The sequence below is a fragment of the Glycomyces terrestris genome (genome assembly GCF_003933745.1).
GTDB lineage: Bacteria > Actinomycetota > Actinomycetes > Mycobacteriales > Micromonosporaceae > Glycomyces > Glycomyces terrestris.
In genome coordinates this window covers 846,122-866,683 of record NZ_RSEB01000001.1, presented here as the reverse complement: position 1 = coordinate 866,683, position 20,562 = coordinate 846,122, and the positions used below count along the sequence as shown (strand labels likewise).

Genomic DNA, 20,562 nt, shown 5'->3' with positions numbered 1-20,562 from the left:
AGGATCACCCTCAATGGAAGCACTGCTCATCGCCGCCGCCGTCGCGTTCGGCGCGATCTTCGTGGGCGAACTCGGCGACAAGAGCCAGCTCATGGCCCTCACCTTCGCCACCAGGTACCGGCTCCGCACCGTCGTCCTCGGCCTCGTCATCGCCATCGGCGCCCTCATCGGGCTCTCCGTCGGCGTCGGCGCCGCCGTCGGCAACCTGCTCCCCACCGACTGGATCCGCCTCGCCGCCGCCGTCATGTTCATCGGCTTCGGCCTCTGGGGCCTGCGCGGCGGCCACGACGACGACGAGGACGAAGGCCCCGTCAAGGAGCGCCGCACCGGCCTCCTCACCGTCGTCACCGCCATGTTCCTCGCCGAGTTCGGCGACAAGACCATGATCATCGCCATGGGCCTCGGCTCCAGCTCCGACCCGTGGGGCGTCTGGATCGGCGGCACCCTCGGCATGCTCGCCGCCGACCTCCTCGCCGTCTTCGCCGGCGCCTGGGTCGCCCGCCGCATCCCCGAGAAGGTCGTCCGCTACGTCTCCTCCGGACTGTTCCTCGTCATCGGCGTCCTGCTGGGCGTCGAGGCCGTGACGGCGCTCGCGGGATAAGCTGGCGGTCATGCCGAAAACGGACGAGATCGTGGACACCGCCGTCATCTACACCGACGGGGCCTGCTCCGGCAACCCCGGCCCCGGCGGGTGGGGCGTGTACTTCCAATGGGGCGGCCACGAGAAGGAGCTCTACGGCTCCGAGAAGGCCACCACCAACAACCGCATGGAGCTCATGGCCGCGATCCAGGCCCTCGAGACCCTCAAGCGGCCCATGAAGGTCGTGCTGTACACCGACTCCGCCTACGTCCGCAACGGCATCATGACCTGGATGAACGGCTGGAAGCGCAACGGCTGGGTCAACGCCAAGAAGGAGCCGGTCAAGAACGCCGACCTGTGGCGCCGCCTCGACGACGCCGCCGCCCGGCACGAGGTCGACTGGCGCTGGGTCAAGGGCCACGCCGGCGACCCCGGCAACGAGCGCGCCGACAAGCTCGCCTGCCAGGGCCGCGACGAGGCCGCCGGGCGCCGCTGAGACCCGGACCCGGGCCGTGACCGACGGCCCACAGCGGGCCCGGCCCGCGCCGCCGATCCCCGATGAGAATGGAAGAATCACCACCATGAGCGACCAGGTACCGTCACGATTCTCCGGAGGCGTCGACCTCAGCACCCTCGCCGCCGCCGCCCAGCAGCAGCAGGCCGCGGCCCAGGGCGCGAGCGGCGGCGCGGGCGTCCTCGCGATCGACGTCACCGACGCCACGGTCCAGACCGAGGTCCTCGAGCGCTCGCTCGACGCGCTCGTCGTCGTCGCGTTCTGGGCCGACCAGGTCCCCGAGTCCGTCCAGGTCCGCGACCTCCTCGGCAAGCTCGCCGGCGAGGCCGGCGGCGCGTGGGTGTACGCCCGCGCGGACGTCCTCCAGAACCAGCAGCTCGCCGCCGCCCTCCAGCTCCAGGCCCTCCCCGCGGTCGTCGCCCTCGCGCAGGGCCGCCCGCTCGATCTGCTCCAGGGTCCGCAGACCGAGCAGGGCCTGCGCCAGTGGATCGGCCGCATCACCCAGGCCGCCGGCATCGACGTCCCGCAGCCGGTCGACCCCGAGCTCGCGAACGCCGAGAACCTCATGGTCGAGGGCGACCTCGACGCCGCCGAGGCCGCGTACGACAAGTACCTCAAGAACCACCCGGCGTCCGCCGAGGCCGAGGCCGGGATCGCGCAGGTGCGCATGCTCCGCCGCGTCGGCTCCCTGCCGGACGACGCGGTCGCGCTCGCCGATGCCGACCCCGACAACATCGACACCGCGCTCGCCGCGGCCGACATCCAGCTCCTCTCGGGCCAGGCCGAGGCCGCCTACGACCGGCTCATCGCCTTGGTGGCCAAGAACGTCGGCGAGGACCGCGAGCGCGTGCGCAAGCGCCTCGTCGAGCTGTTCACCGTCGCCGGGAGCGACGACCCGGCCGTCGCCAAGGCCCGCCGCAAACTCAGCGCCGTCCTCTTCTAGACGCGGACCCTCAAGGGCCGCAAGCGACTTCGGACCTCCACGGCACGCGCGTGCCGTGGAGGTCCGGCCGTTCGGAGGAGGGAGATCACCTGGTGCCGCGGCGTCCGCTGTGCCAAGCTAGCGGGACAGCGAGAACGGTGGGAGGTGCACGGTGCCGGCGACTCGGACGAGACGCGTGGCCGTCCTCGACGCGCCCTCGAACCTCGGCCTCCGCCCGCCCACCCCGCACACCGTCCCCGGCTGCGCGAAAGCCCCTGGGGCCCTTCGGGACCACCGGCTCGTCTCGCGCCTGAACGCCCTCGACGCCGGGTGCCTCACCCCGCCGCGCTTCGACGCCTCCGCCTGGCGCCCCGGCGACGGCGTCGGCCAGGCCAAGGCCATCGCCGAGTACACGCGGCGCCTCGCCGACCGGGTCGAGCGGCTGTGGCAGGAGCGGCGCTTCCCGCTCGTCCTCGGCGGCGACTGCTCGATCCTCCTCGGCCCTGCCCTCGCCGCGCGCCGCCGCACCGAGCGCGACCGCAAGCCCCGCGGCCTGGTGTTCATCGACGCGCACTCCGACTTCCGCCACCCCGGCAACTCCCAGTACGTCGGCGCCGCCGCCGCGGAGGAGCTCGCGCTGGCGACCGGCCGCGGCCAGCCGGACCTGACCGACATCGGCGGCTTGCGGCCCTATGTGGACACCGATCATCTGGTGATGCTGGGCCTGCGCTCGGACGACCCGCACCGGGTCGAGCTGGAGGCCACCGGGATCGCGGTGCGCACCGTCCCGGCCCTGCGCGCCGGCGGGGTCGGCCGCAGCGCCGAGTGGGCCCTCGACTCGCTCGGCGAGGTCGCCACGTTCTGGCTCCATGTCGACGCCGACGTCCTCGACCCGTCGGTGATGCCCGCCGTCGACGGCCCCGCGCCCGGCGGCATCTCCCTGGGCGAGCTGAGTCAGATCGTCGCCACCTGCGCCGCCGACGACCGCTGCGCCGGCATGGATCTCACGGTCTTCGACCCCGACTACGACCCCGACGGCGAGTACGCGAAGGCCCTCACCGACCTCCTCGTCGAGGCCCTCCAGTAGCTTCGCCGCTCGCCTTCCTCCGGCGCTCCGTCGCGCAGCCGCCGCAGATGCACGCCCGCGCGGTGCGCCCGAGCACCGCGGCCTCGGAGGTGTTGGGGCGCAGGGCGATTCGGGCCTCCTGAGTCCAGTGCCTTCGGCAGGGTGAAGCCGACTGCGCCGCCGCCCAGCACGCTACGGACACGGTCCGCTCTCGAGAACGGCTCCGGCGGTGGCACATCGGCGCACGACTTCCGGCCCGGGCGGTTCCACTCCCGCGGGGGAGCGCGCTCCCCCGCGGGAGGGAGGCGGCGGCGTTCTCGGGGCGACACGATGGCGGGATGATCGATTCGCCTCCGGCGCAGCGGACGCTGCGCGTAGCGGCCGGGCTCGGCGCCGTCGCCGCGACCGTGCCCTATCTGGTGCTCAAGGTCCTGTGGCTCTCGGGGAATCTCGTCGGCGTGCCGGCCGGTTCTCCGGCCGCCGGCGAGGAGTTCGTGTACGCCAACGCGATCACGCTCGGCATGGACGCGCTCGTGGTGGTGCTCGCGGCGGCGCTGACGCAGCGCTGGGGGATGCGGGTGCCCGCTTGGCTGCTGCTCGCCCCCTTGTGGGTCGGGACCGGCCTGCTCGTCCCCGCCGCGCTCCAAGCGGCCGCGGGCGGCATCGTGTGGGCGGCCAGCGGAGGGCAGGCGATGAGGTTGGAGGGCGGACTGGTCGAGCCGTGGGTGTACGCGGTCGTCGGCGCGTCGTTCGCACTCCAGGGAGTCTTCCTCGCGGTCGCGTTCCTGTCGTACGCGCGAGCGCGTTGGAGCCACGCGTTCCGCGCGGCGCCGCCGGACGACGGCGCCACCCGCGAGGTGCAGACCGTGCTCGTGCGCGGAGGCGCCGGCGCGGCGGTGGCCGTCGCGGTCGGGTACACGGTCTGGCTGTTCGGGGAGGCGGGCCCCTTCGGTCCCTACGAGCCGGGATGGGAGGTGTCGCAGCGGACCCACCTCGCGATCGCCGCTGCGATGGCGCTCGCGGCCGCGATCGGCGCGGTGGGGATGCAGCGCCCCACTGGGCGGCTGCCGTTCGGGCGGGCGGTGGTGCTGGCGTGGGCGGGCTCGGGGAGCCTGTTCGGCTGGGGGCTCTACCAGGTGGTGGTCGTCCTCTCCGGGCCGACGCTGGCGCATGGGCTGTCGGCGGCGGGCAACCTGATGCAGCTCGTGTCGGTCCTCGCCGGGCTCGCGCTCGCGCTGGCGGGCCTGCTGCGGATCGTCGAACGACGCCCGGTCGCGCAGGTCGAGCCGGTCCCCTGAGCCCGACAGGCCGCCCGCGGCGGACGTCCGACCGCGCCGCTTCCCGTGGCCGGAACCGGATCGTCGAACGGCGCCCGGTCGCGTAGGCCGAGCCGGTCCCCTGACCCTGACGAGCCCCCGCGGCCGGCGGACATCCGTCCGCGCCGCTTCCCACGGCCGGAAAACGGCTGTCGGGCAGCACGGTTCGCCGCCTATGCTCCACGGCGTGGAGTTCGAGGAGTTCGAGGGCCTGAACCATCGCGAGGCCGCCGGACGGCTGGCCGCCGCGGGCTGGGGCGTCTGCGGGATCGGCGACTGGGCCTACGTGTGGCGCTCGCCGGACGGGCGGGTCGTGGCGCGGGTGTGCGCGTTCGAGCCCGGCTACGGGGTCTTCATCGCGCTGTGCGACCGGCTCAAGGGCCATCCGATGCTTCCGCGCGTCGACTTCGACGCCGAACTGCGCGGCGGCGGCCGCGTCACCGTCATGGAGTCGCTCATGCCCGCCTCGCGGGAGGAGCGCTCGGCCGTGACCGTGCGGTGGGACGCCGCCGCACCCGGGGACCCGGTCGCGGCGCTGCGCGAGGAGGCCGAGCGGCTGGACGCCGAGGCGGCCCGCTCGGTGCCGTTCTGGGGCGGGCTCGACCGGAACCCCGGGAACGTCATGCGGCGCGGCGACGGCGGCCTGGTGCTCGTGGACCTGTTCTACGCCAACGGCGAGGAGATCTACAAGGCGCTGGCCCAGGACCCCGCGGCGGTGGCCGCCGCGTACCCGCCCGAGCGGCGGGCGTTCATCTGCGAGATCGCCGCCGTCGTCCGCGAGTCCACGCCGGAGGAGCTGGCGGCGCTGCGCGCCGCCGCGGCCGCGATCGCCTAGACCCGCCGGCATCGCGCAGTTCGGCTCGCCTCCCCAGCACCGCGCGCCGGCCTGACTCCCCGGCGTCGCCCCGCTCGGTCCGCCTCCCGGGCACCGCGCGCCGGCCCGCCTCCCCGGCACCGCGCGCCAGCCCGCTTCCTCGGCGTCGCCCCGCTCGGCCCGCCTCCCCAGCACCGCGTGCCCGCCCGTCTCCCCGGCACCACGTACTGTCCCGCTTCCCCGGCACTGCGCGGCCAGCGTGGCCCGCCGCCCGGTTCTCAGGCCGCTCCGGTGCTGATCAGCGGCAGCACGACCAAGTCCAGGATCTCGTCGACGGCCGCGTCGTCCGCTGGCTCGGCCCGCGTCAGGAAGTGGTGCGTGAGCAGCGCCGGGGCCAGGTTCACCACGCGCGGGTGCAGCGCCTCGGGCCGCACCGTGCCGCGGGCGACGCCGTCCTCGAAGATCTTCGCGAAGATCCGGATGCGCGGGTGCTCGATCCGGGTGCGCAGCTCGTCGGCCACCTCGCTCGGAGTGCCGCGCAGCTCGCCGATCCAGCCGCGGATCGCCTCGCCGAACGGCGTCGCCTGCTGGGCCGCGATGTGCGCCATGACCTTCCGCAGGTCGCCGCGGAGGTCCCCGCTCGGTTCGAACTCCGGCTCGACCTCCGTGGCCTTGTACCGCGCCGCGGCCTGGACCAGTCGCGCCCGGTCCGGCCAGCGCTTGTACAGGGACGCCTTGCCCGCCTTGGCGCGGGCCGCGACGGCCTCCATGCGCAGGTTCGCGTAGCCGACCTCGGCGAGCTCGGCGAGCGCGGCCTCGAAGATCGCGCGTTCCAGGTCGTCGCCGCGCCGGCGGCCCGGTGTGGATTCGGTCACCACGGTCCTCTCAATAGTGAACGCTGCGTTCACTCGATGCTAGCGTGAAATAAGAGACGCGCCGTTCACTAACCCCGCGTCCCGCTCGGAAACCACCACGAACCAGGCCGCGGCGCCGCTGCGCGGCCTCCTCCGCACACACTAGGAGGCGTCACTTGACCGCCGCACCCGACGCTCCGCCGCAGGCCCCCATGACCCACCGGGAGGTCCTGCGCGCCCTCTCCGGCCTCCTCATGGTCCTGTTCGCCGCGATGGTCTCCTCGACCGTCGTCTCCGTCGCCCTCCCGCGGATCGTGGGCGACCTGGGCGGCAGCCAGTCCCAGTACACGTGGGTCGTCACCGCCACCCTCCTCGCCAGCACCGCCTCGACCCCGGTGTGGGGCAAGCTCGCCGACCTGTTCGACAAGAAGCGCCTGCTCCAGATCGCCATCGCCGTCTTCGGGGCCGCCTCGCTCGCGTGCGGCCTGGTGCAGAACACCGAGCAGCTCATCGCGCTCCGCGCGGTCCAGGGCCTCGGCATGGGCGCCGTCCAGGTCCTCGTGCAGGTCGTCATCGGCGCGATGGTGAGCCCGAAGGAGCGCGGACGCTACAACGGCTACCTCGGCGGCGTCATGGCCGTCTCCACCGTCGGCGGCCCGCTCCTGGGCGGCGCGATCACCGACGCCGACTGGCTCGGCTGGCAGTGGTGCTTCTTCCTCGCCGTCCCGATCACCGTGGTCGCCTCCGCGATGCTCTCGCGCACGCTCCACCTCGACGAGGTCCGCAAGGCCGACACGAAGGTCGACTACCTCGGCGCGGTCCTCATCGCGGCCGGCGTCAGCCTGCTGCTCCTGTGGGTCACGTTCGTCGGCGACGACTTCGCGTGGATCTCCTGGCAGACCCTCGCGATGGCCGGCGGCGCGGTCGCGATCCTGGTCGCGGCGGCGGTCGTGGAGACCCGCGTGGGCGAGCCGGTGGTCCCGCTGCACGTGCTCAAGCGCCGCGACCCGGCGCTGGCGACGGTCGCGAGCCTCGCGGTGGGCATGGCGATGTTCGGCGGCTCGGTGTTCCTCGGCCAGTACTTCCAGGTCTCGCGCGGGTTCTCGCCGACGGAGGCGGGCCTGCTGACGATCCCGATGATGCTCGGCGTCCTGGTCGCCTCGGCGGTCGCGGGCCGCATGGTGTCGAAGTCGGGGAGCGTGAAGCCGTACATCATCGCGGGGACGCTGGTCCTGACGGCCGGGTTCGCGATGCTCGCGACGATCGACCACGAGACGTCCCTGGTGTTCATGGGCGCGGGCATGTTCGCGGTCGGCACGGGCGTCGGCATGTCGATGCAGAACCTGGTGCTCGTGGTGCAGAACTCGGTGCCGCTGCGCGAGCTCGGCGCGGCCTCGGGCGCGATCACGTTCTTCCGCTCGCTGGGCGGCACGATCGGCGTCTCGGTGCTGGGCGCGGTGCTCGCGAACCAGGTGGCGGACAGGATCCGGGACGGCTTGGCCGCCATCGGGATCGACGCGGCGGCCGCGGGCGGTTCGAGCTCCGGTCTCGACCTGGACGCGATGCCGGAGCCGGTGGCCGCGATCGTGCGCGCCTCGTACGGCGACGCGACCGGGCACCTGTTCCTCATCTCCGCGTGCATCGCGGCCGCCGGGTTCGTCGCGACCCTGTTCCTGACGCCGGTGCGCCTGCGCGAGACCGTCGACCTCGTCGAGGAGATCGCGGTCGGCGAGGAGACGGTGCTGGGCGCCAGGTAGGTCCGGAGGCCCCGGGCCCGGGCACCGCACCCGCCCGGGCCCGGTTCTCCGTCGCTAGTGGAGCGTCGGGCGGTAGGTGAGCTCCTGAGTGCGGCCGTCGAGGGTGTGGGCCTCGAGGAGTTCGAGGTCGAAGTCGGCGGGGACCTTGAGGACCGGGTCGAGGCCGGTGCGGCCGGTGATGACGGGGAAGACCGTGATCTGGATGCGGTCGACCAGGCCCGCGGCGAGCAGGGACCGGTTGAGCGAGAGGCTGCCGTGCGAGCGCAGCGGCACCGGCGAGGTCTCCTTGAGCCGCGCCACCGTCTCGACGGCGTCGCCGGGGACGATCTCGGCGTCCGGCCAGCCGAGCGTGTCCCGGAGCGTGGAGGACACGACGGTGAGCGGGAGTTCGCGGAAGCGCTGCGCCCAGGCGTCGCCCACGTCCGAGTCCTCGTCCGCGAACAGGCCGACGGTGCTCCGGAACGTGTTGGCGCCTAGGACCAGCCGCTGGTCCTCGGTGTAGAGGTCGAGGCGGCGCCGGAGGAGTTCGGGGCCCTGCTTGCCCCAGTACCCGGTCCAGTCGCCGCCGGCGGCGCCGTAGCCGTCGAGGCTGGAGAAGACGTCGAAGGTGTACGTGGCGGTCATGGTGCCCTCCTCGGGTGGTCGTCCTCCTGTGCAGACCGCTTCAGCGCCCGGGATTCATCGGTGCGCCGGGGTGCCGCGGCATGAGCGCGGTCATGCGGGCGACGTCCTCGGCCCGGCCCGGCCAGGTCTTCACGGCGATCCGCGCGCCGTTCGGAAGGGCGCGCACCACGGTGCGGCCGTCGAAGTAGAGGTGCTCGCCGGCCGGGGCGCCGTGCACGCGGTCCTTGACGCCGAACAGGTCGGGGAAGCGCAGCTCGCCGCGGGCCGGGTCGTACACGCAGTACGGCTTCGCGAACTCGAGGACGCCGATGAGCGCGGTGAGCGCGCTGAAGACGAGGAACCCGATCCCGCCGGGGTTCCCGAGGCCGAACACGAGCGCGGCCCCGCCGGCGGCGGTGAAGACGGACGAGCCGACGACGATCGCGGGGAAGACCGGCCTGCGGCGGACCTGGACCCGGTGGCCGGGCGCGTCACTGGGGTGCACGGCCGGATCGTACCCGGCCCCGGCCACTCGCGGGGCGTCTGCGGCGAAGGGCCCCGATATGGGACCCTTGACGGTGGCGGCAGACCGCCACCCCGGACTCCCGAGCGAAGCACGATGGACGACACCACCGATTGCGACTTCCTTGCAGCAGACCAGCTCCAGACCCTCCTGCCCGGATACCGGCTCGAACCGGAGCCGCTCGGCTCGACGGCGATGAGCCGGGTCTACGCCGCCGCCGACACCGGCCTGCACGGCCGCCGGGTCGCCGTCAAGATCATGGCCGGCTACCTGGCCGCGGTCCCCGGCTACCGCAAGCGGTTCCTGCGCGAGATCGAGCTCATGGCCCGCCTCGAGCACCCGCACATCATGTCCGTCGTCGCCGCCTCGCGCGAGGACGAGCGCCTGCTCTACTTCGCGATGCCGCGCGCCGAAGCGGACCTGAAGGCGCGCTTGCGGCGCGGCGCGCTCGAGCCCGCCGCGGCCGCGCGGGTGCTCGCCCAGGTCGCGGCCGCGCTCGACTTCGCCCACGACCGCGGGGTCGTCCACCGGGACGTCAAGCCCGCCAACATCCTCTTCGGCGCCGGCGACCACGTGTACCTGAGCGACTTCGGGGTCGCGAAGCACGACGCGGGCGAGGACCTCACCCGCGCCGGGGACTCGATCGGCACCCGCCGGTACACCGCGCCCGAGGTCTACAGCGCCGCCAAGTCCTCGTCCGAGGGCCCGCTCGGCCGGGCCGGGGACGTGTACTCGCTCGGCGCCGTCCTGTACCACTGCCTCACCGGGAAGCGGCCCTTCGACGAGGCCGACGACATGGCCGTGCCCGAGTTGCAGCGCCGCGGCGAGGTGCCGCGGATCGCCGCGGTCCGCGCCGACCTGCCGGCGGCGTTCGACGCGATCGCGGCGAAGGCCATGAACCCCGTTCCGGCCCAGCGCTACCGCACGTGCGGGGAGCTCGCCGCGGCGTTCACCGCGGCGGTCGAGCGGGCCGCGGCCCCGGAGAAGACGCCGCAGGCCCGCGGCCGCGGCCGGGCCTTCGCGGCCGCGGGCCTGGCGGCCGGGCTCGCCATCGGCGGCGCCCTGTCGTACCTCGCGTTCGGCGACCGCGGCGGAGTCTCCGGGGACGGCGTCGCCGAGGGCTCGGTGGCGCCGTCGTTCGCGCCGGTGACCGGCGACGACCAGGCCGAGCGCGCCCCGCAGGTGGGGGAGTGCCTGACCGAGGCCGAGCACTACGTGGTCGTCGCCTGCGACTCGGCGGCCGCGGCGAAGCGCGTGTACCGCATCGTCACCGACCCCGAGGACCCGAACCCGGCGCAGGCCGACCACTACGACGCGGCCTGGCAGGCGTGCGGCCCCGAGGTGGTCGACTTCGACTACCACTGGACGGACTCGGCGATCCGGGAGGAGCGGGAGTGGAACCCCGAGACCGACCGGATCTACTACTTCATCTGCTACCAGGAGCAGTGAGGACGGTCCCTACAGGAGCGTCCAGCGCTGCTTCGCGTCGCCGGCGTCGCAGTCCTGGAGGGCCACCGCGTCGCCGGACTCGGCCGCCGCGCTCTTGAGGACGCTCAGGCACAGCGTGCCGCTCGCGGCGGTGCGCAGCTGGTAGGCGTCGCCGACCGGGACGAGCTCCCACGTCTGGGCGGCGAGGCCGTCGCAGCCGTCGAAGCCGACGAGCTTCCCGTCCTCGGTGCCCCCGTCGTCGGCGGTCATGCACGGCGTCCAGTCCTCGAACGCCATCTCGACCGCGTACCGGTCGCCGTCCTCGACCCACGTGAGCTCCGGTTCGGTGCTCCCGCAGTCGCCGAGGACCATGACGCTGCGCCCGTCGCCGCCCGGCTCGTCGCCCCACGTCATGCACAGGCCGCTGGCCTCCTGGCGGGCCCGGTAGACGCCGGTGCCCGGCAGCGCCGAAACCGTCTGCGCCGCTTCGGACTCGCCGGTCTCGGACGGCGACTCCCCGTCCGGTTCCGCCGCGGCCGTGGACGCCTCGGCGCTCTCCTCGCCGCCGCCGGCGGCCGTCGCCGTCTCCTCCGCGGACGGTTCGGCGCCGTTCGCGGAGTCGGCGTAGAAGTCGGCGAACGCGGCCGAGTCGGCGTCGGCGGCGGGGTCGCCGTCCGACAGCGCCTTGGAGGCGACCGCGGCGGCGAGCGCCAGCGCCACGGCCGCCGCGGACGCGACGGACCTGCGGGTCAGGACTCGCGGCCCGTCCGGGTCCGCGCCGCGCCCGGTGTTCTCAGTCTCCACTGTGCCGTCCTCGGGGGGATGATTCGTGGCATGAGCGTCGTCATCCTACCCGGGCCGGGTCTCAGCCCTCGGTGATGGAGGGCCGTCTGGGCAGGGCCCGGATGAGGCGGGCGGCGTCGGCGCGGTCGGTGCCGGTGAGGCTGACGCGGTGGCGCTCCCCGTCGGGCAGTTCGCGGTAGATCCGGCGGCCGTCGGTCCAGACGCGCTCGCCCTTCGGGCCCGCCGCGCCCTCCTTGCCGGCGCCGAAGGCCATGAAGACCGTGAGGGTCCCGGTGTCGGGCCGGTACAGGTACCGGGGCCGGAAGTACGAGCGCAGGCCGCCGCCGAACAGCGCCAGGCCGGTGAGTCCGATGGGGACGAGCACGGGGATGAACGGCGTGAACACCGAGACGGCCGCGCACGCCACGAGCACCGCGCCCATGCCGAGCAGGAGCGCGGACGCCTTGCGGGAGTAGCCGACGCGGATGACGGCGGGGCCTTCGGCGGAGGGCATCGCGGCTCCTGTGAGGGGCGAAGGGGCGGGGCGCCTTCAGGATAGCGAGCGCGGTCCCGCCTCAGTAGTGCTGCCACTCGGATTCGACGAGGTCGAGGATGACCGGGTGCATGAGCGTGGAGGGCGGCATGTCGCGGTCGGCGCGGTCGGGCGGGAACACCTGGGCCGCGTCGAGGAGTTCGGGCGTGAGGGACCGGAAGGGCCCCGCGGCGGCGTCGAGGCCGAGGACGGGGGCCTCGCCGCCGGCCTGCACGAGCAGGTAGCCCCAGTCGCCGAAGGACGGCACGGACACCCAGTAGGGGGTCGCGTCGTAGCCGGCGTCCTCCAGGGTCGCGTCGATCGTCCAGTACGTCTTGGGCGCGAAGTACGGGGAGCCGCCCTGGACGACCATGCGGCCGCCCTCGGCCAGGCGGTCGCCGGCGAGGGCGTAGAACTCGGTCGAGTACAGCTTCGCGGTCTCGGTGGCGTCCGGGTCGGGCATGTCGACGACGATCGCGTCCCAGGTGCCGGTCTGCTGCCGCAGCCACGTGAACGCGTCCTCGTTGACGACGGTGACCCTCGGGTCGTCCAGGGCGTCGCCGTTGAGCGCCACGAGGTCGTCGAAGTTCCGGGCGAGGTCGGTGACGGCGCCGTCGAGGTCGACCAGCGTCACCGTCTCGACGTCGCCGTAGCGGAGGATCTCGCGGACGGCGAGCCCGTCGCCGCCGCCGAGGACGAGCACGTCCCGGCGCGGGCCGGCCAGGGCCGGGTGCACGAGCGCCTCGTGGTACCGGTATTCGTCCACTGAGGAGAACTGGAGGTCGCCGTTCAGGTACAGGCGCAGGTCCTGCTCGCCGAACGGGGACGCCGACTCGGTCATGACGATCTGCTGGTACTGGGTGTCCTCGGTGTACACGATCGGCGCCGAGTACAGCGCCTGGCGCGCATCGGTCTCGAACTTCGCGGTGTACGCGAACGCGGCCACGAGCAGGAGCGCGGTCGCGGCCGACACGACGGCCAGCAGCTGCCTCGCGAGCTTCGAGAGGTCGCGGCGGAACAGCACGAACACCAGGAGCACGCCCGCGACGGCGTTCACCGCGCCGACGATGAGCGCCCCCTGGATCTGGCCGAAGAACGGCAGCAGCACGAACGGGAACGCGAGCCCGCCGATGAGCCCGCCCAGGTAGTCCGCGGCGTTCAGGTCGGCGACCGCCGCGCCCGCGGCCTGCTCGCGGATGCGCTGGAGCAGCTCCATGAGCAGCGGGATCTCCGCGCCGATGAGCAGGCCGATGGCGGCCGCGACCGCGACCAGCGGCAGCGAGTACAGGTCGGTCCACGCGAACGCCGCGTACAGCAGCATCACGCTGAACCCGCCCAGGAGCGCCAGGGCGAGCTCGACGGCCGCGAACGCCAGCGCGGGCCAGCGCCGCAGCGGCTTGGCCGCCAGGGCGCCCAGGCCCATCGCGAACACCATGATCGCCAGGACGATCGACGCCTGCTTCGCGGTGTTCCCGACCAGGTAGGCGCCCAGGGTGATGAGCGCCAGCTCGTACACGAGGCCGCACGCCGAGACCGCGAACGCGGTGGCGAGCAGGCCGAAGCGCGCCAGGCGGACCCGGCGCGCGCTCAACGTCGTCTGAGGGGCGGCGTCGGCCGTCACGACCGCCGGCTTACGACAGCGCCATGGCGATGACGCCGCCGAGGGCGACGTGCATCGAGGCGTTGACCCACACCGCGGGCTGGAGCTCGTCCTCGGTGAGGATGTCGCCGAGCTTCCCGGGGGTGAGCAGGTCGAGGATGAGGAACGCGACCGCCATGGCGCCCAGGCCGATCACGCCGTACACGAACGTGGAGACCACGCCGCGGACGACGCCGCCCTCGGAGGCCCAGATCGCGCCGACGACGATCAGGCCGACGCCGATGACGTTGGAGGTCAGCAGGATCGCCGCGTTCTTGTTCCGTTGAGTCCAGATCAGCTCGCCGAGCTTCCCGGGGGTGAGCCAGTCGGTGACGAGGTAGCCGAGCACCATGAGGACGATGCCCACGACGCTGTACGCGACGGCGCCGATGAGGGGGTCGAGGACGTCGCGGCTGAGCTCTTCGATCATTGGAGGCTGTGCCTTTCAGAGTTCTGGCTGGGCTTCGGGTCTGCGGGTCGGGCGGCGGGGGTCACTTGCCGGAGCCGGGGCCGCCGCCCCGGAACGGCGACGGGGGCGAGGAGGACCAGCCCCACAGGATGAACACCGACGAGTAGTGGTTGTAGCCGGACCGGTAGTCGTGCAGGAGGATCTTCGACCCGCCCTGGTAGGGGGAGACGGCCACGATGTGCTTGGAGTACTGGAGGTAGTAGACGCCGCCGTTCGAGCGCTCCTCGCGCGCCTCGGCGTCGTCGTCGATCTGGTCGGCCACGGTCGCGGGCGACAGGCTCGAGGTGTACGCCCGGCCGCCGCCCTCGTCGAGGTGCGCGGCCCGGTCGTAGTGGTCGCGGATCGTGCCGGTGGGGTTGTTGAAGTTGGAGTTCATCAGGAACACCCCGCCGCAACACAGCGCCAGCACGACGATGATCGCCGTCCAGTGCTTCCAGTTCATGCCGCGTGACGCGGGGGTCGGGGGGTGCTGCTGCTGTCCGTTGGTCATCGGCGGTCCTCGGTGGTCTCTCGGGGTTCGGGTCAGCTTACGGGTTCGACGCGACTGCTGGTGGTCACGACCTCGCCGTACTGCGGGTAGGTGTGGACCGTCCGCCACGACAGGGGGTCGGTGCCGGTGACCTCCAGGGCCGTGAGCGCGTCGGGGTCGCCGCCGAACAGGCCGACGAGGAGGTCGGGCTCGGCGGTGCGCTGCACGGCCCGGTCGCGCAGGGCCCGCACGCGCCGGCGCAGCTCGGGGACCGGGAGCGTTTCGACGGTGCACTCGTAGCGGTGCCGCCAGGCACCGACGCGCTGGCTGAACGTCTCGGGCAGGTCGGGGCCGAGGTTCGTGCGGTAGGCGAGGGTCTCGGCGATGAACCCGTCGGGGGTGGCGACCACGGCCTGGTGGCTGGCGCCGAGGAGGCGCAGGGACAGCCGCAGGGGCCCGGCGTCGCGGTCCATGCGGTCGAGGACCGGCATCGGGGGCGCGTCGGGGCGGAAGGTGAGCGAGGCGGCCGAGACGTCGGCGAACGGCACCTCGATGTGCGCTATCAGGATGGGCTCCGGGGGATCGGGCGGGCCAGGGGGGTCAGGCCTCGCTCTGGTGGTAGATGGTGATCTGGTTGCGGTCCAGGGTAAGGCCCTTCGCCAACTCCCACTTGCCGTCCTCGCCGAAGCGCTCGAAGGAGAGCTTCTGGCCGTCGGGGCCGGCGTAGTCGTGGTACTTCACGGTGCCGGTCGGGGCGAGCCCGGTGGTGGCCTCGGAGGTGTAGCGGGCGGTGCCCTTCTCGTCGGAGCGGTACGAGACGCCCTCGTGGCTCAGCTCGCGCGGGCCCGGCTGGAGGTCGGAGCCGGCGACCTCCTCCCACAGGACGACCTCGAGGTCGGGGTCGGCCTCGACCGACAGCCACCGGCGCACGCCGGTCCCGGTGTCGAGGAAGTGCTCGGACCAGTGGTAGTCGCCTTCGGAGAGGCGCAGGCTGCCGCGCACGGCGAGCGTCTTGCCGTACAGCTCCACCAGGTCGGCGGCCTTGAGGCGGCGGGGGTCGCCGCGGAGGACGTCGGTGTCGGCGTCGGCGAACGGGTCGACCGGGCCGGGCGCGGCGGCGCGCCGCTCCTCCTCCTGCTTGCGCGCGTTGCTGCGCCACAGCCACCAGCCGAGGACGGCCGCGGCGACGATCACGAGGGCGATGGCGAGGTACATGGCGGTGCCTTCTGTTGTGGGGTGTTTCCTTGACGTCACTCTACCGCCAGCGTGGCACCGCCTGGGGTACGGCCGGTGCGGAGACGGCGGTCACTCCGGTCGCGTCGGCAACTCTGGTGTAACCCCGCCGTCGTCTGCGAACCCTAGGATCTAGCCTGGAAACGACTCACAATGATGTGGGTCGAACGTGATTCGGACTGGAGTATCGAGACGTGTTGGCGTTCATCGGAGACGAAGAGTTCCGCGAGACCCTCCCCGACCGGGAGGAACTGCTGACCGAGGCGGCCCGACTGGCCGGATCCGACGAATCCCTGGCCCGGCTGGTCGAGCTGTACTGGAGCCTGGTGTCCGACGACGACCTCGTCGGCCGCTCCGCGCAGCAGCTGCTCGAGACCACCGCCCATCACCGCCGCATGGCCGAGACCCGCGCCCCGGGCCAGGTCTGCCTGGAGATCGACTGCCCCGACGACGCCGAGGGCCCCGACGCCGCCTCCTCCACGCGCGTCGACCTCGTCTGCGACGACTCCCCGTTCCTGGTCGACTCGCTCACGGGCCTGTTCAACCGGCACGGCATCGACATCGCCGTGTTCGTCCACCCGATCGTCCCGGTCCGCCGCGACGAGGACGGGACCCTCCAGGAGGCCCCCGCCCCCGGCGGCCGCGCCGAGTCCTGGATGCACATCGAGGTCCAGCGCCTCGCCGACGCCGAGGACGTGCGGCGCCTCGAAGCCGAGATCGAGGTCGTCCTCGCCGACGTCGCCGCCTGCGTCGCCGACTGGCAGGCCATGCGCGGCAAGGCCCTCGAGATCGCCGAGGACCTCGACCGCGCCGCCTCCGGCGCCGAGGGCACCATCCCGCTCCCCGTGCCGCCCAAGGACATCGACGACACCGTCGAGCTCCTGCGCTGGCTCGCCGACGACAAGTTCACGTTCCTCGGCTTCCGCCAGTACCGGCTGACCGGCGAGGGCGACGCCCAGGCGCTCACGCCGCTCGCCGAGACCGGCCTGGGTCTGCTGCGCAAGGCCCCCGCCGCGCCGCGGCCGCTGACGACGTTCAACGCCGACGCCCGCTCCCAGATCGGCACCAAGCGGCTCCTGGTCATCACCAAGTCGAACGCGCGCTCCACCGTCCACCGCACGTCCTTCATGGACTACATCGGCGTGAAGACGTTCAACGAGGCCGGCGAACCCGACGGCGAGCTGCGCTTCCTCGGCCTGTTCACCTCCGCGGCCTACCTCTCCAGCGTCACCGACCTGCCCGTCGTCAAACGCAAGGTCGCCGACGTGCTCGAACGCTCGGGCGTGACCCTGTCCTCCCACTCCGGGAAGGACCTCGTCACCGCCCTCGAGACCTACCCGCGCGACGAGCTGTTCCAGGCCCGCACCGACGACCTGTACTCCACCGCGATGGGCGTGCTGCGCCTGGCCGGACGCCGCCGCCTGCGCCTGTTCGCGCGCCGCGACGTGTACGGCCGCTTCTACTCCTGCCTCGTCTACCTGCCCCGGGACCGGTACAACACCGAGAACCGGATCAAGATCGAGTCGATCCTGCGCCGCCGCCTCCACGGCAAGGCCGTCGACTACGACGCGCGCGTCACCGAGTCCGTGCTCGCCCGCCTCCACTTCGTGGTGCGCATCGACCCGTTCGCCGACCACCCGCCGGTCGACGTCGAGTCCATCCAGGCCGAGCTCGCCGACGCCACCCGCTCCTGGGACGCCGACCTCGCCCTCCAGCTCGACCACCACGTCGGCGAGGGCCAGGCCCGCACCCTCTACAAGACGTACACGAACGCGTACCCGCCCGCGTACAAGGCCGAGCACACGCCCATCGACGCCGCCAAGGACATCGCGAAGCTCGAACTGCTCCGCGAACCCGGCGACATGGAGCTCCAGCTGTTCCGCCGCGGCGGCGACGACGCGAACGTCCACTTCAAGCTGTACGCCTTCGACCAGCCCGTGGGCCTCTCCGAGGCGCTCCCGGTCCTGCGCGACCTCGGCGTCCGCGTCGCCGAGGAGCGCCCGTACCACATCAAGCGCGCCGACGGCACGATCCACCTGCACGACTTCGGACTCGAACTGCCCGGCGAGGCCGCCGAGTCGGTGCCGCAGCTGCGCATCCGCTTCGAGAACGCGTTCCGCGCCGCCTGGTCCGGCGAGGCCGAGTCCGACCGGCTCAACGAGCTCGTCATCCACGCCGGCCTCACCTGGCGGCAGGTCGTCGTCCTGCGCGCGCTCGCGAAGTACCTGCGCCAGTGCGGATTCGTGTTCTCGCAGGACTTCATCGCCGCGACCCTCGGCGCCTACCCCGAGATCGCCGGGAACCTGGTGCGGCTCTTCGAGGCCCGCTTCGACCCGCGCGTGGGCGCCGACCGCGAGGCGGCCGTGGCCCGCATCGACGACGCCCTCGCCGAGGGCCTCGCGGCCGTCCCCAGCCTCGACGCCGACCGCATCCTGCGCGCGTTCCTGACGCTCATCCGCTCCACGCTGCGCACCTCGTACTTCCAGCGCGGCCGCTCCGGCCGCCCGAAGGAGTACGTGGCGTTCAAGTTCGACGCCCGCGCGATCGACTTCCTGCCCAAGCCCCGCCCCATGTTCGAGGTGTTCGTGTACTCCCCGAACTTCGAGGGCGTCCACATGCGCTACGGCAAGGTCGCGCGCGGGGGCCTGCGCTGGTCCGACCGGCGCGAGGACTTCCGCACCGAGATCCTCGGCCTCGTCAAGGCCCAGGAGGTCAAGAACACCGTCATCACGCCGGTGGGCGCCAAGGGCGGGTTCGTGCTCAAGAAGGACGGCTTCGCCGACCGGGCCGCGTTCCAGGCCGAGGGCGTCGCCCGCTACCGCGAGTTCATCTCCGCGCTCCTCGACATCACCGACAACCGCGACGCCGACAACACCGTCGTCCCGCCCCCGAACGTGGTCCGCCACGACGGCGACGACCCGTACCTCGTCGTCGCCGCCGACAAGGGCACCGCGACGTTCTCCGACGTCGCCAACGCCGTCGCCGCCGAGTACGGGTTCTGGCTCGGCGACGCGTTCGCCTCCGGCGGCTCGGTCGGCTACGACCACAAGAAGATGGGCATCACCGCGCGCGGCGCCTGGGAGTCCGTCAAGCGCCACTTCCGCGCCGAGGGCCTGGACACGCAGACGCAGGACTTCACCGTCGTCGGCATCGGCGACATGTCCGGCGACGTGTTCGGCAACGGCATGCTCCTCTCCGAGCACATCCGGCTCGTGGCCGCGTTCAACCACATGCACATCTTCATCGACCCCGACCCGGACGCCTCCGCGTCGTTCGCGGAGCGGCGCCGCCTGTTCGACCTGCCGCGCTCGACGTGGGCCGACTACGACCGCTCGCTCATCTCCGCGGGCGGCGGCGTGTGGGAGCGGGCCGCGAAGTCGATCCCGGTCTCCGAGGAGGTGCGGGCCGTGCTCGGCATCGACGCCGACGTCAAGGACCTCACCCCGCCCGAGCTCATCCGCGCGATCCTCACCGCCCCGGTCGACCTGCTGTGGAACGGCGGCATCGGCACGTACGTGAAGTCGTCCGCGCAGAGCGACGCCGACGCGGGCGACAAGTCGAACGACCCGGTCCGCGTCAACGGCGAGGACCTGCGCTGCCGCGTCGTCGGCGAGGGCGGCAACCTCGGCTTCACGCAGCTCGGCCGCATCGAGTACGCCCAGTCCGGCGGCCCCGAGCGGCTCGGCGGGCGCATGAACACCGACTTCATCGACAACTCCGCGGGCGTCGACACCTCCGACCACGAGGTCAACATCAAGATCCTGCTGCGCTCGGCGACGCTCACCGGCCGCTGCGACCCGGCCGGGCGCGACAAGCTGTTCATGGACATGGCCGACGCCGTCGCCGACGCGGTGCTGGCCGACAACTACGGCCAGAACATGGCCCTGGCCAACGCGATCCGCCTCAACCGGCGCCTGCTCCCCGTCCACATCAGACTGATGAAGCACCTGGAGAAGACCGTCGGCCTCGATCGCGAGATCGAGGGCCTGCCCAGCGACAAGCAGCTCAAGGAGCGCTCCGCCGCGGGCGGCGGCCTCACCGAGCCCGAGCTCTCGGTCCTGCTCTCGTACGTGAAGATCTGGGCCAAGCGCGCCGTCCTCGACTCCGACCTGCCGACCGAGGACTGGACCGCGCCGGTGCTGCGCGAGTACTTCCCGGCGCCGCTGCGCGAACCGTACGCCGACCTCATGGCCGAGCACCCGCTCCACCGCGAGATCGTCACCACCGCGGTCGTCGGCGAGGCCGTCAACCGCGGCGGCACCACGTTCCTGTTCCGCATCGCCGACGAGACCGGCGCCGACGTCGTGGACGTCATCCGCGCGTACGTCATCATCCGCGACGCCTTCGGCCTGCCGGCCCTGTGGCGGCGCATCGAGGCCCTCGACAACCAGGTCCCGCAGGAGTCCCAGGTCGCGGCCATGCTCGTGATCCGGCGACTCCTCGACCGCGGCGTGCGCTGGCTCGTGCAGCACCGGCGCGGGCAGCTCGACGTCACCGCCGAGACCGAGCGGCTGCGCCCGGGCCTGGCGGTGCTCCAGCCGATGCTCCCGGTGCTGCTCACCGACTCCGAGGCCGTCGGGTTCGAGGAGTTCGTGGACCAGCTCGAGGACCAGGGCATGCCCGCCGAGATCGCCCGCGACGCCTCCGCGCCCATCTTCGGGTTCGGCCTGGTCGACGTCGTGGAGTGCGCGCGGCTGCTGGAGACCGACCTGGAGACGACCGCGAAGGTCTACTACGGGATCGCCGCGCGGGTGCACCTGGACGAGATCCTCAACCAGATCTCGGCCCTGCCGCGCACGAACCGCTGGCAGACCCTCGCCCGGTCGGCCCTGCGCTACGACCTGTACGGCGCCATGCACGGCCTGACCTCCAGTGTGCTGCAAGCGAAACCGGGCACCGACCCGGCTGAGGCCGTCGACTCGTGGGCCGAGCGCAACGCCGCCGAGATCGCGCGGATCCACGAGGCGACCGAGGAGGCCGAGCGCTCCGACGAGAAGCTCGCCGTCCTGTCGGTCTCGCTGCGGCAGATCCGCGGGCTCGTGGAGACCGACGGGGATTGA

19 protein-coding genes are annotated in these 20,562 nt (G+C 72.8%); 9 read left to right on the top strand and 10 right to left on the bottom strand.

Annotated features, from left to right (window positions below):
• Positions 1–13 precede the first annotated feature (13 nt).
• From EIW28_RS04145 to EIW28_RS04120, 6 genes are all read left to right on the top strand, one after another.
• Positions 14–601, top strand: coding sequence for a TMEM165/GDT1 family protein (locus tag EIW28_RS04145; protein WP_125246418.1), 588 nt, complete (start codon positions 14–16; stop codon positions 599–601).
• A 10-nt stretch (positions 602–611) separates the two neighbouring features.
• The gene (rnhA, locus tag EIW28_RS04140; RefSeq protein ID WP_125246417.1) at positions 612–1,076 is read left to right on the top strand and encodes a ribonuclease HI; all 465 of its coding nucleotides are present in this window, start codon (positions 612–614) and stop codon (positions 1,074–1,076) included.
• An 85-nt stretch (positions 1,077–1,161) separates the two neighbouring features.
• Entirely contained in the window at positions 1,162–2,037 is an 876-nt protein-coding gene (locus EIW28_RS04135; RefSeq protein ID WP_125246416.1) for a co-chaperone YbbN, read from the top strand.
• Positions 2,038–2,212: 175 nt separating this feature from the next.
• Positions 2,213–3,103 carry an arginase family protein gene (locus tag EIW28_RS04130; RefSeq protein ID WP_197717049.1) on the top strand — a complete coding sequence of 297 codons (891 nt, stop codon included), beginning with the start codon at positions 2,213–2,215 and terminating at the stop codon, positions 3,101–3,103.
• A 317-nt stretch (positions 3,104–3,420) separates the two neighbouring features.
• Positions 3,421–4,380 carry a hypothetical protein gene (locus tag EIW28_RS04125; RefSeq protein ID WP_125246414.1) on the top strand — a complete coding sequence of 320 codons (960 nt, stop codon included), beginning with the start codon at positions 3,421–3,423 and terminating at the stop codon, positions 4,378–4,380.
• Between the two features lie 205 nt (positions 4,381–4,585).
• Positions 4,586–5,233, top strand: coding sequence for a hypothetical protein (locus tag EIW28_RS04120; protein ID WP_125246413.1), 648 nt, complete (start codon positions 4,586–4,588; stop codon positions 5,231–5,233).
• A 257-nt stretch (positions 5,234–5,490) separates the two neighbouring features.
• On the opposite strand, the gene EIW28_RS04115 is transcribed toward EIW28_RS04120, so the two are convergent.
• Entirely contained in the window at positions 5,491–6,087 is a 597-nt protein-coding gene (locus EIW28_RS04115; RefSeq protein WP_158630281.1) for a TetR/AcrR family transcriptional regulator, read from the bottom strand.
• Positions 6,088–6,278: 191 nt separating this feature from the next.
• Here EIW28_RS04115 and EIW28_RS04110 point away from each other — a divergent pair, with 191 nt between their 5' ends.
• The gene (locus EIW28_RS04110; protein WP_125246726.1) at positions 6,279–7,823 is read left to right on the top strand and encodes an MDR family MFS transporter; all 1,545 of its coding nucleotides are present in this window, start codon (positions 6,279–6,281) and stop codon (positions 7,821–7,823) included.
• Positions 7,824–7,877: 54 nt separating this feature from the next.
• Here EIW28_RS04110 and EIW28_RS04105 read toward each other — a convergent pair whose 3' ends face one another.
• Together EIW28_RS04105 and EIW28_RS04100 are read right to left on the bottom strand one after the other, a co-directional pair.
• Positions 7,878–8,447, bottom strand: a complete 570-nt coding sequence (locus EIW28_RS04105) for a dihydrofolate reductase family protein (RefSeq protein WP_125246411.1) — start codon at positions 8,445–8,447, stop codon at positions 7,878–7,880.
• A gap of 40 nt (positions 8,448–8,487) precedes the next feature.
• Positions 8,488–8,931: a hypothetical protein gene (locus EIW28_RS04100; protein ID WP_125246410.1), complete on the bottom strand. Its 444-nt coding sequence runs from the start codon at positions 8,929–8,931 to the stop codon at positions 8,488–8,490.
• Positions 8,932–9,045: 114 nt separating this feature from the next.
• Here EIW28_RS04100 and EIW28_RS04095 point away from each other — a divergent pair, with 114 nt between their 5' ends.
• Positions 9,046–10,398, top strand: coding sequence for a serine/threonine-protein kinase (locus EIW28_RS04095; RefSeq protein ID WP_125246409.1), 1,353 nt, complete (start codon positions 9,046–9,048; stop codon positions 10,396–10,398).
• Positions 10,399–10,407: 9 nt separating this feature from the next.
• On the opposite strand, the gene EIW28_RS04090 is transcribed toward EIW28_RS04095, so the two are convergent.
• The 7 genes from EIW28_RS04090 to EIW28_RS04060 all read right to left on the bottom strand — a co-directional run bounded on the left by EIW28_RS04090 (position 10,408) and on the right by EIW28_RS04060 (position 15,484).
• Positions 10,408–11,181 (bottom strand): RICIN domain-containing protein, encoded by a 774-nt coding sequence (locus EIW28_RS04090; protein WP_125246408.1) that lies wholly within the window; start codon positions 11,179–11,181, stop codon positions 10,408–10,410.
• A 61-nt stretch (positions 11,182–11,242) separates the two neighbouring features.
• A complete protein-coding gene (locus tag EIW28_RS04085; protein ID WP_125246407.1) occupies positions 11,243–11,674 on the bottom strand; it encodes a DUF1129 domain-containing protein in 432 nt (143 codons plus the stop codon).
• Positions 11,675–11,735: 61 nt separating this feature from the next.
• Positions 11,736–13,313: a polyamine aminopropyltransferase gene (locus EIW28_RS04080; RefSeq protein WP_125246406.1), complete on the bottom strand. Its 1,578-nt coding sequence runs from the start codon at positions 13,311–13,313 to the stop codon at positions 11,736–11,738.
• 10 nt (positions 13,314–13,323) lie between these two features.
• Entirely contained in the window at positions 13,324–13,761 is a 438-nt protein-coding gene (locus EIW28_RS04075; protein ID WP_125246405.1) for a DUF350 domain-containing protein, read from the bottom strand.
• A gap of 61 nt (positions 13,762–13,822) precedes the next feature.
• Positions 13,823–14,290: a DUF4247 domain-containing protein gene (locus EIW28_RS04070; protein ID WP_125246404.1), complete on the bottom strand. Its 468-nt coding sequence runs from the start codon at positions 14,288–14,290 to the stop codon at positions 13,823–13,825.
• 32 nt (positions 14,291–14,322) lie between these two features.
• Positions 14,323–14,817 (bottom strand): DUF2617 family protein, encoded by a 495-nt coding sequence (locus EIW28_RS04065; RefSeq protein WP_158630280.1) that lies wholly within the window; start codon positions 14,815–14,817, stop codon positions 14,323–14,325.
• A 52-nt stretch (positions 14,818–14,869) separates the two neighbouring features.
• The gene (locus EIW28_RS04060; RefSeq protein ID WP_125246402.1) at positions 14,870–15,484 is read right to left on the bottom strand and encodes a DUF4178 domain-containing protein; all 615 of its coding nucleotides are present in this window, start codon (positions 15,482–15,484) and stop codon (positions 14,870–14,872) included.
• Between the two features lie 212 nt (positions 15,485–15,696).
• On the opposite strand from EIW28_RS04060, the gene EIW28_RS04055 reads away from it, so the two are divergent.
• Complete coding sequence (locus EIW28_RS04055; protein ID WP_125246401.1) at positions 15,697–20,562, top strand: NAD-glutamate dehydrogenase; 4,866 nt, start codon at positions 15,697–15,699, stop codon at positions 20,560–20,562.